This is a genomic window from Brevundimonas sp., from assembly GCF_044239655.1.
In the GTDB taxonomy this organism is placed as follows: domain Bacteria; phylum Pseudomonadota; class Alphaproteobacteria; order Caulobacterales; family Caulobacteraceae; genus Brevundimonas.
On sequence record NZ_JBIIAY010000030.1, the window covers coordinates 17472 to 29438 of the forward strand.

The following is an 11967-nucleotide window of genomic DNA, read 5'->3' on the forward strand; positions in this document are numbered from 1 at the left end:
GTCGCCGACGGAGTGACCCCTCATCCGTCAGCCTTCGGCTGCCACCTTCTCCCGCAAGGGGAGAAGGGCCATTGAAGTTGCTAAACTCGCGCGACCCAATCCCTTGTCCCGCCTGCCGATACGACCGATTCTGACGTCAGGCAGACGCCTTCGAGCAGCCACCCCTCCGACCGTGGTAAGGTGTACCCGTTCCCGTCGCATGGGGAGGCCCCTCTTGGTACCAGGCCTGAAGCGGCGGCGGGGATCGGTCGAGCGGGACACAGCCCTGTGCCAACACAGGGGGTCCGAGGGGTCTGGTAGCCTCTCGCCCGTCGCAGGCTGAGTGTAGTCGGTCAGGGGCGAACCGGGTCAGATCGAAACCGTGGGGGAAGCCCCCTGCGGTCCCGGCAGAAGAGCCCATAGCCCGACGCGCTTGCGCTAAATCGACTGGACGGAGCGCAGGCTGACGTCGAAAATTCAAGCGTCCCTTCTCAGGCGGGGGGACATCATCGGTTCCGGACGTCCGTCTGCGCTCCGTCTCCTCTCCACCTCGCGGGCATCGCCCCGACGGGGCGTTTGGGCGTGGGGGTATCGGGTCTTTGAAAACTCAGAAGGTCTCGGAAACCTCAGCCGACGCGTTCGGCTGATCCAGCGCCATACCCGTGCCCAGGATCATGACCCCGGCCATCGCGATGGCCGCCGTCGCCGCAAGGGCCGCTGCGCCGAGCGCACCCATGGGATTGCCGCCGGCCTGTTCGGCCTCGACCAGAAGCGCGCGAGCCCGGTCGATGCTGGACCTGTCGATATTGGCGAGGATGCGGCTCATGGCGGGCTCCGACGGAAGCAGGAGCAAAGCGCGGATGTCGTTAACGGACGGTTTCCGGCCAACCTTGAGCTTGGCGGGCGCGGTCACAGGCCCTAGAACGCCTGAATGATCCTCGTCGTCGATAACTACGACAGCTTTACCTACAACCTCGTCCACTACCTCGCGGAGCTGGGCGCGGAGACGAAGGTCGTGCGCAACGACGACCTGACGGCGGCCGAGGCCTGGGCGCTGAAACCCGAGGCCGTGCTGCTGTCGCCGGGGCCGTGTGCGCCGGATCAGGCGGGCATCTGCCTGGCCCTGATCGACACCGCGCCCCTGACCATGCCGATCCTGGGGGTCTGCCTGGGGCATCAGGCGATCGGCCAGGCCATGGGCGGCCATGTCGTGCGCGCCAAGACGGTGATGCACGGCAAGACCTCGCCGATCCTGCATGAAAACAAGGGGATGTTCGCGGGTCTTCCCTCGCCGTTCACGGCGACGCGGTATCATTCCCTGGCCGTGGCGCGCGAGACCCTGCCGAACACCCTGAACGTCACGGCCTGGACCGAGGACGGCGAGATCATGGGGTTCCAGCACCACGACCGGCCCATCCACGGCGTCCAGTTCCACCCGGAATCGATCGCCACCGAACACGGCCACGCCATGCTGGCCAACTTCCTGGATCAGGCGGGCGTCAAGCGCCTGGCCATGGTCTGAGGTCATGTCCGCCGAGATCAAGCCCCTGTTGGCCAAGCTGGTCGACGGCCAGACCCTGAGCGCGTCCGAGGCCGGCGATTTCTTCGCCGCCTGCCTGCGCGGCGAGCCCACCCCGGCCCAGGTCGCCGCCGCCGTCACCGCCCTGCGGATACGTGGCGAGACGGTCGAGGAGATCGCCGCCTTCGCCGGCGCCATGCGCGACGCGGCGGTGACCCTGGATCACCCCTACGACGTCATCGACACCTGCGGCACCGGCGGCGACGGCCAGCACACCTTCAACATCTCGACGGCGGCAGCCCTCGTTCTGGCGGGCGCAGGCCTCAAGGTCGCCAAGCATGGCAACCGGGCGCTCAGCTCCAAATCCGGGTCGTCGGACGTGCTTTCCGCGCTGGGCGTCGACCTGACCGCGGGCATGGCCCAGCAGCGTCAGGCCCTGGACGAGGCCGGCATCTGCTTCCTGTTCGCGCCCAGCTTCCACGGCGCGATGCGACACGTCACCCCGATCCGTGCGGAGATCGGATTCCGCACGGTTTTCAACCTATTGGGGCCGCTTTCAAATCCTGCGTCTGCGAAGCGACAGGTCATGGGGGTCTATGATCCCCGGCTGCTGGAGCCGCTGGTCGAGGTTCTCGGCCGCCTCGGCGCCACCCGCGCCTGGACCGTCCACGGCATGGGTCTGGACGAACTGACCACGACCGGCCCGACCGAGGTCGCCGAATGGAAGGACGGCGCGGTTCGCCGCTTCACCGTGACGCCCGCCGACGCCGGCCTGCCCCTCGCCGATATCGAAAGCCTTCGCGGCGGTGACGCCGAGGTCAACGCCGAGGCCATCCAGGCCCTGCTGGCCGGGGCGACCGGCCCCTATCGCGACGTGGTTCTGCTCAACGCCGCCGCCGCCCTGGTCGTCGCCGACCGGGCCGAGGATCTGAAATCCGGCGTCGCCCTGGCCGCCGCCGCGATCGACGACGGCAAGGCCGCCGCTGCTCTGGAGGCCCTCGCCCGAATCACCTCGACGCCCCTGCCGGTCGAGGAGCCCGCATGACCGCTCCCGTTGAAGACGTCCTCGCCCGCATCGCCGCCTACAAACGCGAGGAGGTCGCCGTCCGCAAGGCCGCGACGCCCCTGGCCGAGATCGAGGGCCTGGCCGCCATCGCCGGCATGCCGCGCGGCTTCCGCTCTGCCCTCGAGCGCAAGGCTACCGCAGGCCGCCCCGCCCTGATCGCCGAGATCAAGAAGGCCAGTCCGTCCAAGGGTCTGATCCGCGCCGATTTCGACCCGCCCGCCCTGGCCCGCGCCTATGAGGCGGGGGGTGCCGCCTGCCTGTCCGTCCTGACCGATGGGCCCAGTTTCCAGGGCGCCGACGACTATCTGGTCGCCGCCCGCGCCGCCGTCGCCCTGCCTTGCCTGCGCAAGGACTTCCTCGTCGATCCGTGGCAGGTCGCCGAGAGCCGGTCGCTCGGGGCCGACTGCATTCTGATCATCCTGGCGATGATCGACGACGCCCTCGCCGCCGACCTGCTGGCCGAGGCCGGCCGTCTGGGCATGGATGCCCTGATCGAGACCCACGACGAGGCCGAAATGGCCCGCGCCGTAGCGCTGGGCGGCGACCTGATCGGCATCAACAACCGGTCCCTGCGCACCTTCGAGGTCGACATGGACACCACGGCCCGCCTCGCTCCGATGAGCCCCCCCGGAGCCCTCCTGGTCGCCGAAAGCGGCGTCTTCACCCCCGCCGACGTCGCCCATGTGACGCGAGATGGCGCGCGCGCGATCCTGGTCGGCGAGAGCCTGATGCGTCAGGCAGACGTGGAAGCGGCCACGCGGGTTTTGCTCGCATAGCGGTCAAGCGCCGTTAAGTTGACATTAGTGAAGAACACTTACAGAACATCGGCAACGGTTCACGCCTTGTTCTGGACGATTCGACGCCATGCTCACCAAGAAACAGCACGAGCTCCTGATGTTCATCCATGAGCGGATCAAGGAGACCGGCGTGTCCCCTTCGTTCGACGAGATGAAGGAGGCGCTGGATCTGGCGTCCAAGTCGGGCATCCACCGCCTGATCACGGCGCTGGAGGAGCGCGGCTTCATCCGCAGGCTGGCGCACCGGGCTCGCGCCCTGGAAGTCACCAAGATGCCGGAACAGGCCACCACGGCCTCCCCGCGTGGCGGTCGCGCGCCCTTCAAGCCCGGGGTCATCGAGGGTGGTGGGCGGCTGTCATCGGTGGAGGCGGCCAACGACACCCGCGACCTGCCCATGCTGGGCAAGATCGCGGCCGGTACCCCCATCTCGGCCATCGAGCACGAGACCAGCCGCTACCCGGTCCCGGAGTCCATGCTGAGCGCCGGCGAGCACTATATGCTCGAGATCGCGGGGGACTCGATGATCGATGCCGGCATTCTCGACGGCGACTATGTGGTCATCAAGAAGGTCGACACCGCGTCGTCCGGCGAGATTGTCGTCGCTGTGGTCGAGGGCGAGGAAGCGACGCTCAAGCGCCTGCGCAAAAAGGGCGGTTCGATCGCCCTGGAACCCGCAAACCGGGCCTATGAGACCCGCATCTTCGGCCCGGACCAGGTCGATGTGCGCGGCAAGCTGGTCGGGCTGTTCCGCCGGTACCACTGACGGCTATCCAGTCCGCCGACCCGGCCGAAGTATCGAACCCTGCGTGAGCCAATCCCAGGCGGCTCCTGCCTATGCGACCGATTTTGTCGCCTGGCAAAGCCCTCCGGAGCGACGCCTCTTCCCGTGGCGATATAATGGCTGTTCCTCGGTCTTTGACATCGGACAAAAGTTCCCCAGCCTGGCCAAACGGTGAAACGGTTGAAACGGTCGATCGTTTTCTCGGCCGCTTGACGGGGCTGATTGGCATGCCCCGGATGGCACTATCAATCGGCGAGGTCCGCGTCGCCGATCCGGCTCCAGGGGCGATCGCCTCGCACATCCGCCGTCCAGGTGGCGCGCCAGCCCCGTCCTGACCGCCACAGTTCGACGGCGCCTCCCCGGACGTAGTCCGCGCCGTCCAGCACCAGGGCATCTGAACAGGCGGCGGGCAAGCTCGACACGACCGGCCGGACGCTGACCACGGGCGCGGACGCGCACAGGGCCGACAGGGCCTCTTCGCTAGGTGCCTTCCTGCCCCACCACAGCGCGACCGGGCCAGCCTCCGCAGTCAGCGGCGCGCAGGCGAAACGGCCGCAGACCCAGCCCTCGTCCGGGCGGTCGGTCAGGGTCAGGCCCCGCCGTCGAGACCACAGATCGGCGGCGAACTCCCTGACCCAGGGTCGCACCACCACGGCCTCCTGACCTCGATGGAAGGCCGCATTGGTCCCTGCGTCTTCGATCCACAGATCGGGCGTCGGCGCTCTCGGCCAGATCAGGACGGCGGCGGCGAGCGGCAGGCCCAGCCAGCGCAGCCCCCCTCGCCACAGGCAGACGAACAGGACGCCCAGAAAGGCGATGGGCAGGACATAGTCGGGCGCGCTGGCCACCGTCCTGACCGCCCCCGGCAGCCCTGCGGTGCAGTGACCGATCCACAGCATCAGGTCGATGCCCTTGCCTGCCAGCCACAGGAAGGGCGCTCCCAGACCGATCGGCTCCAACAGGGCACCCAGAGCGAGCGCCGGCATCATGATGAAGTCGGCGACCGGCGAAGTGGCGAGGTTGGCGAACAGCCCATAGACCGCCGTGCGATTGAAGTGCTGCATGGCGAACGGGCCGGTCGCGAGACCAGCCACCAGACTGGCCGCACAGGCGGCACCGAGCCAGCCGCCAAGCCTCTGAACCGCCAGGATCGGCCAGGGGGCCGAGATCTCGCGCACTCTGGGCGGCCAGCTCTCGACCAGGGCGACCAGGGCGGCGGTGGCGGCGAATGACATCTGGAAGCCCGGCGTGACGATGGCCTCGGGCTGGAGCGCGAGAACGACCAGAGCAGCGACGGCCAGGGCGTGCATGGTGATCGCCTGTCGATCCAGCAGGATGGCGATGAAGGCGATCGAGGCGGTGATGGCGGCGCGCTCAGCCGGGGGCGGCGCGCCCGATACCACCAGATAGGTCCAGACCGCGATCAGCCCGCCAGTTGCGGCGATCTTCTTGCCCGAGGCCCGCAGCGCCAGCCACGGCCAGGCGGCGACGCCCAGCCGGATGGCGAAGAAGACAAAGCCCCCGACGACGGCCATATGTAGGCCCGAGATCGACAGGATGTGGGCCAGGCCGGAATCGCGCATGGCGTCGAGGTCCTCGCGTCCGATCCAGGTCTCGTGGCCGGTCACCATGGCGGCCGCGATCCCGCCGGTGCGCTCGCCCAGACGGTCCACGATCCGCTGGGCCAGGGCGAAGCGCGCGCCGTTGATCGTCATGGCCAGGCGCAGACCCCACGGCGGCGTCGACAGGGAGGCCTCACGTGTCTCGGACAATGAGAACGCGACCCCGCCGAGACCCTGGAAGAAGGCGTTGCGCCCAAAATCGTAGGCCCCCGGCGCGGCCGGTGCGGGCGGCGGATTGATCAGGGCGAACAGCCGGATCGGCGATCCCGGCGGGGGCGGCACCCCCTTGACCGTGGCCCGCAGCCGGATGGGCGTCTGTTCCGGCGCGAGACCCCGGATACGCGTGGTGGCCAGGACGACCCGGGCCCCATTCTGGCCGGGGCTGTCGACGTCGACGACCCAGCCCTCGACCACGGTCGGCTCGGCCAGGGCCGGCGCGATCGGGGCCTCGACCCGCTCGGTTCGCGCCTTCGCGGCGGCCAGCCCTAGCGCGAGACAGGCCAGCAACATCAGCGGCAGGGTGAAGCGGCGCCGGGCTCCCAGGAACCGGACGAACAGCCAGACGGCGCAGGTCAAAACGGCGGCCAGGGCCAGCGGCCACAAGGGAGGCTCGAACCGCAGGCCGAAATAGATCGCGCATCCGCCCCCGAACGCGACCGGGGCCCAGAGCCGCCAGCGCAGTCCCTGGTCCAGAACCTCGTCCCGCGCGCCGGCCAGAAGGCGGCGGCCAAGGCTGGGCTTTGGCGCGTCGGGCGCTATAAGGGCGGCCCGAACGGACCTGCCTGATATGACATCCCCCTCCTCGACCGTCGTCACCCGCTTCGCCCCTTCCCCGACCGGCTCGCTGCACATCGGTGGAGCGAGAACGGCGTTGTTCAACTATCTCTACGCGAAAGGCCGGGGCGGCAAGTTCCTGTTGCGGATCGAGGACACGGATCGCGAGCGTTCGACGGATGAGGCGGTCAAGGCCATCTTCGACGGCCTGAGCTGGCTGGAGCTGTTTGCCGACGAGGAGCCGGTGTTCCAGTTCGCCCGCGCCGACCGGCACCGGGAGGTCGTCCAGACCCTGGTCGAGACCGGACACGCCTATCGCGACTATACCTCGGCCGAGGAAACCGGCCGCCTGCGGGATGAGGCCAAGGCCGAGCGGCGGGCGTTCGAATCGCCCTGGCGCGACCGCGATCCGGCCGAGGGCGATCCCGCCCAGCCGCATGTGGTCCGCTTTCGCCGCCCCCTGCCCGGCTCGGTCGTGGTGGCCGACGAGGTTCAGGGCGAGGTGACGTGGGCCAACAGCGATCTGGACGACCTGGTGCTGCTGAGGACGGATGGTGCCCCGACCTACAATCTGGCCGTGGTCGTGGACGATCACGACATGTGCGTGACCCATGTGATCCGGGGTGACGACCACCTGAACAACGCGGCTCGACAGAGCCTGATCTACGACGCCCTGGGCTGGCCCCGGCCGTCGTTCGCGCACATCCCGCTGATCCACGGGCCGGACGGGGCCAAGCTGTCGAAGCGGCATGGGGCCCAGGCGGTCCACGAGTATGCCGAGATGGGCTATCTGCCTGAGGCGATGCGCAACTATCTGGCCCGGCTGGGCTGGGCGCACGGGGACGACGAACTGTTCAGCGACGAACAGGCGCAGGGATGGTTCGACCTCGACGGGGTGGGCAAGGCCCCGGCCCGGCTGGATTTCGACAAACTGGCCCACGTCAACGCCCACTGGATGCGGCTGGCCGACGACGACCGGCTGGCCAAACAGGTCCTGGACGTCCACCTGGCGCGCGGTCATTTGCTGCACGAAGAGGACGAGGCGCGGTTGCTGCAGGCCATGCCCTTCGTCAAGGACCGGGCCAAGACGGTGCTGGAACTGGCCGATCAGACCGGGTTCGTGCTGCGCAGGCGGCCTCTGGCCATCTATGAGAAGGCCCTGCCCCTGCTCAGCGGCGAGGCCGGCGAGCGGATCGGGCGTCTGCGCGACCGGCTGAAGCTGTTCGCCAGCTGGGACGTCTTCGCCCTGGAGGCCGAACTCAAGGTCTTTGCCGAGGAAGAGGCGGTCGGCTTCGGCAAGATCGGCCCGGCGGTGCGCGCGGCCCTGAGCGGAGACGGCGTGTCGCCCGACATCGCCAGGACCCTGGCCGCCCTCGGTCGCGATGAATCGATCGGGCGCTTGGATGATGCGCTGCAACAGACTAAGTGATTTTCCACAAACAACCGGACCGGCGGCACAGCACGACCGGCCCCTGGATCGAGAGGGCATCTGATGACTGAACCGGCCAAGACCGCGACCCTGACCGTTGGCGACAAGAGCGTCGAACTTCCGGTCCTGACGGGCTCGATCGGGCCGGACGTCATCGACATCCGAAAGCTGTACGGCGCGACCGGCGACTTCACCTTCGACCCCGGGTTCACCTCCACGGCGGCCTGCGAAAGCGCGATCACCTATATCGACGGTGACGAGGGAATCCTGCTGCACCGGGGTTATCCGATCGGCCAGTTGGCCTCGCAGTCCAACTTCATCGAGGTCTGCCACCTGCTGCTGCACGGCGAGTTGCCGACGGCGGCCGAGTACGAGGCCTTCGAACAGATCGTCACGCGGCACACCATGCTGCACGCCCAGTTCGACCGCTTCTTCGAAGGGTTCCGTCGCGACGCCCACCCGATGGCGATCATGGTCGGGGCCGTTGGGGCCCTGTCGGCCTTCTATCACGACAGCCTGGACATCCACGATCCGGTGCAGCGCAACATTTCGGCCATCCGGCTGATCGCCAAGATGCCGACGATCGCGGCCCGGGCCTACAAATACCACATCGGCCAGCCCTTCGTGTCGCCGCGCAACGACCTGTCCTATGCCGAGAACTTCCTGCGGATGTGCTTTGCGGTGCCGGCCGAGGACTATGTGGTTGATCCCAAGATGGCCAAGGCCATGGACCGGATCTTCACCCTGCACGCCGACCACGAACAGAACGCCTCGACCTCGACCGTGCGTCTGGCCGGGTCGTCGGGAGCCAACCCGTTCGCCTGTATCGCCGCCGGCATCGCCTGCCTGTGGGGCCCGTCGCACGGCGGGGCCAACGAAGAGGCGCTGATGATGCTCAAGGAAATCGGGACGGTAGACAAGATTCCCGAGTTCATTCAGGGCGTTAAGGACAAACGCTACAAGCTGATGGGCTTTGGCCACCGCGTCTACAAGAACTACGACCCCCGCGCGACCGTGATGAAGGAATCGGCGGACGAGATCCTGGAGCTGGTCGGGGACAAGAACGATCCGCTGTTCCAGGTCGCCAAGGAACTGGAACGCATCGCCCTGTCGGACGAGTATTTCATCGAGCGCAAGCTGTTCCCGAACGTCGACTTCTATTCGGGCATCACCCTGTCGGCGATGGGCTTCCCGACCTCGATGTTCACCGTCCTGTTCGCCCTGGCCCGCACCGTGGGCTGGATCGCCCAGTGGGAAGAGATGCTGGCCGATCCGGCGCAGAAGATCGGCCGCCCGCGCCAGCTGTATACCGGCCCGACCCAGCGCGATTACGTGCCGATCGCCCAGCGCGGCTGAGATGGCGGTGGCGGTCTGAAAACAGGCCGCCAAACCGCCAAAGCGCCATCTTGAGGCGCACGATCACGCCCCGCCGGGCCATTCCGGCGGGGTGTCTTCGTGTTCGGCGCGCAGGGTCCCGTACTGACCGAGATAGTCGGCGCGCATATGATCAGCCGGGGTGTACAGACGGGTGTCGTGATCCACGACCCCCGCATGGCGATCGACCAGGGCCAGAAGCCGCATCCAGGCCGTCGCCTCGGCGAACCCGCCCATCGCGGCCGACTCCGCCGCCTGATGGAAGGCATGGATGCGCAGGTTTCGGGCGGTCGGTGCAAACAGCAGATCATAGCGCTGTTCCTCGGCCACGGCCGAGACCTGGGCGAACTCGGGCCGGTTGGCCAGGGTCTCGTCGCGAGCGTTCATTTCGCGCATAAAGCTGCCGATCGGCCCGTTCCAGTCCGAGCGTATCCGGGTCGCCGGCCGGACATCGGCGTGTCGCCACCCCTCAGCCGCCGCGCGACGTTGCAGAGTTCGAACCGACAGGCCGTAACGCTCGGCGACGATCGCGGCGGACACGCCGGACAGATAGTCCCGCCGCGCCAGAGGCCAGGGATCGAGGGCCGTATCGTCGGGCGTCTGCAGGTCGGAAGGAGTATGGGGGTCTGGATGGGTCATGCGCCCATTATAGATCAGCGCCGGACCAGGGCTGGTCGAACGCCCCCTTGAGCGGACCAATGCGTTGCGTAGCAAGGGATTGGTCGCGCGAAGTTCGCAAACTGGCGCCGTCCAGACAGCCGGGATCAGACGCGCGGGGTGTGCTAGGATGGGTCCATGAGCGATCCCGAAAACGACCCCACGCCCCCGACGACCACGCCCGAAGAGAGCCCCGTCCAGCGCGCCCTGCGCCTCAAGAACGCGCGGATCGAGGCAAGGCCCAAGCCGCCGCGCGGCGGCCGGTTCCAGAGGGAGCAGGCGGCGCGGGTTGCGAGCGGGCAGTCAAAGCCGTGGATGAAGAAGTAAGGACTTTGGACGGCGGGGGAGCCTGCTGGAGTTAGGAAGCGGAACCACTCGACGTCTGAGAAGGGGGGTTAGCGCACGTAGAGAGCGGTGCGGCTCACTGACATTTCCGTCGGCGGCCGAACGGACCTGAACAACGCTACTCCTTGGGCTTTGCAGCGCCCTTCGTCGCCCGCTCCACCACGGCCTTGCCTGCGTCTGTCTGGGCCAGCCCCTCCAGCATCGCTCCGAGGGCCTGGCCGCCTTTCGCGCTGAACACGTCGGTGATGCTGCTCATACCCCCGGGCACGTCGCCGCCCGTCACGATCACCTTGATGTCGGCGGCCTTCAGGGCCTCGGCCTGGGCGATACCCACGGCCTGCCCGGCCTTGATCTGCTCCACGCGCACCAAGTAGGTCTGGTAGCCGTCGTTGCCGCCGATCTCCCTGGCGAGTTCGATCTGCGTCGAGACCGGCGCCAGAAGCAGCAGCCGCTCGGCTTCGGCGCGGCTCTGACCCTGCGCCAGCAAGCCTTCGGCGTCGAGCTTCTGCTGCGCCAGCGTTCCCTGCGCGACCAGCTCCAGCCGTTGCCGTTCGGCCTCTGCGCCGATGACCTCCTGCTGACGCTGCCCCTCCGCCCGGATGATCGTGACCTCGCGCTCCTGGGCGGCCTGAACCTCCGCGACCCCCTTGGCGATGTCGGCTGCGCGCGTATCGGCGACCAGCTTCACATCCATTTCACGCTCGGTCGTGTCCTTCTGGGCGACCAGGACTTGCTGCTCGGCGACCTGCTTAGCGATGCCGACCTGCTTTTCCTGCTCGGCCGTCCGCATCCCGACCTGTTGCAGAGCGTCTTGCTTGTTCACCTCGACGATGCGTTCGGCCTCGATTTCCTTGGTTCGGGCCATCTGGCTGTTCATCGCCACGGCTTCCCGGCTCTCGCGGTCGATGCGGGATTTTTCCTTCGCCATGATGTTGGCGATGACCTGCGAGTTGGCGCTGTCGCGGATGTCCATGAACTCGATGTTCTTGACCGTCTCGACGCCCCACGCCTGAAGCTGATTGTCCACCTGGGCGGTAAAGGCCTCGGCGAGGGTTGATCGGGCTTCGAGGATGTCTTCGAGCTTATGGGTGGCCAGCACGTTCCGGACGGCACCCTGAAGGATGCCGGACAGCTGATGTTGCAGTTCGTCGAAATTGGCGACCTTTTCCGCCGCCGTGTCCGACTTTGCGATCCGCATAAACGCCTGCACGTCCACGCGGAATGGAAGGCGCCCGGTGTCGTAGGCTTCGTAGTCTTTCAGGTTCACGTCAAATATGGAGACCGGGAACTTGGTCACCAGGACGCCGATCCTGGGCAGGAAGGCTGGCCACTCGTAGTAGACGTTTCCGGCTGACTGACTGGCGCCGTAGCTGACGCGAGACCGCCCGCGCTGGACGATGTGAACTTCGTTGGTCGGGACCACCCGGCGCAGAACCAGCGCTATCAGGAATCCAATGACGAAGACGCCGAGCGCTACGCCGCCGGCGACGATATAGATGTTCATGTGGTCCCCCGATACTGGCCGGACTATGTCTATAAAGGCCGTGGGGCGCAACTATTGCGAGAGGCTGTTCAGCCGCCGGCTAGGCGGGTGGAGGCGGCCGGCACCCAAGGCGGACATCGC

The 11967-nt window shown here is 67.5% G+C and carries 11 protein-coding genes; 7 read left to right on the top strand and 4 right to left on the bottom strand.

The features are described 5' to 3' along the window. Positions 1 to 586 precede the first annotated feature (586 nt). Complete coding sequence (locus ACILQR_RS05995) at positions 587 to 805, bottom strand: peptidoglycan-binding protein (protein WP_395650565.1); 219 nt, start codon at positions 803 to 805, stop codon at positions 587 to 589. Positions 806 to 910: 105 nt separating this feature from the next. On the opposite strand from ACILQR_RS05995, the gene ACILQR_RS06000 reads away from it, so the two are divergent. From ACILQR_RS06000 to lexA, 4 genes are all read left to right on the top strand, one after another. Next, positions 911 to 1501, top strand: a complete 591-nt coding sequence (locus tag ACILQR_RS06000; RefSeq protein ID WP_395650566.1) for an anthranilate synthase component II — start codon at positions 911 to 913, stop codon at positions 1499 to 1501. A gap of 4 nt (positions 1502 to 1505) precedes the next feature. Continuing rightward, positions 1506 to 2543 carry an anthranilate phosphoribosyltransferase gene (gene trpD, locus ACILQR_RS06005; RefSeq protein ID WP_395650567.1) on the top strand — a complete coding sequence of 346 codons (1038 nt, stop codon included), beginning with the start codon at positions 1506 to 1508 and terminating at the stop codon, positions 2541 to 2543. Then, entirely contained in the window at positions 2540 to 3340 is an 801-nt protein-coding gene (gene trpC, locus ACILQR_RS06010) for an indole-3-glycerol phosphate synthase TrpC (RefSeq protein ID WP_395650568.1), read from the top strand. The genes trpD and trpC overlap by 4 nt, the downstream gene beginning before the upstream one ends. 88 nt (positions 3341 to 3428) lie before the next feature. Next, positions 3429 to 4124, top strand: a complete 696-nt coding sequence (gene lexA, locus ACILQR_RS06015) for a transcriptional repressor LexA (protein WP_395650569.1) — start codon at positions 3429 to 3431, stop codon at positions 4122 to 4124. 263 nt (positions 4125 to 4387) lie between these two features. Here lexA and ACILQR_RS06020 read toward each other — a convergent pair whose 3' ends face one another. After that, positions 4388 to 6580: a ComEC/Rec2 family competence protein gene (locus ACILQR_RS06020; protein ID WP_395650570.1), complete on the bottom strand. Its 2193-nt coding sequence runs from the start codon at positions 6578 to 6580 to the stop codon at positions 4388 to 4390. Between ACILQR_RS06020 and gltX the strand changes: the two genes are divergently transcribed. Both gltX and gltA read left to right on the top strand, forming a co-directional pair. Further along, positions 6552 to 7967 (top strand): glutamate--tRNA ligase, encoded by a 1416-nt coding sequence (gene gltX, locus ACILQR_RS06025; protein WP_395650571.1) that lies wholly within the window; start codon positions 6552 to 6554, stop codon positions 7965 to 7967. The two genes, ACILQR_RS06020 and gltX, sit on opposite strands and share 29 nt — an antisense overlap. 63 nt (positions 7968 to 8030) lie before the next feature. Continuing rightward, a complete protein-coding gene (gltA, locus tag ACILQR_RS06030; protein WP_395650572.1) occupies positions 8031 to 9323 on the top strand; it encodes a citrate synthase in 1293 nt (430 codons plus the stop codon). Between the two features lie 63 nt (positions 9324 to 9386). Here gltA and ACILQR_RS06035 read toward each other — a convergent pair whose 3' ends face one another. Further along, positions 9387 to 9980 carry a hypothetical protein gene (locus ACILQR_RS06035; RefSeq protein ID WP_395650573.1) on the bottom strand — a complete coding sequence of 198 codons (594 nt, stop codon included), beginning with the start codon at positions 9978 to 9980 and terminating at the stop codon, positions 9387 to 9389. 156 nt (positions 9981 to 10136) lie between these two features. Between ACILQR_RS06035 and ACILQR_RS06040 the strand changes: the two genes are divergently transcribed. Continuing rightward, the gene (locus ACILQR_RS06040; protein WP_395650574.1) at positions 10137 to 10325 is read left to right on the top strand and encodes a hypothetical protein; all 189 of its coding nucleotides are present in this window, start codon (positions 10137 to 10139) and stop codon (positions 10323 to 10325) included. 136 nt (positions 10326 to 10461) lie between these two features. On the opposite strand, the gene ACILQR_RS06045 is transcribed toward ACILQR_RS06040, so the two are convergent. Further along, complete coding sequence (locus ACILQR_RS06045; protein ID WP_395650575.1) at positions 10462 to 11847, bottom strand: SPFH domain-containing protein; 1386 nt, start codon at positions 11845 to 11847, stop codon at positions 10462 to 10464. Positions 11848 to 11967: the final 120 nt, after the last annotated feature.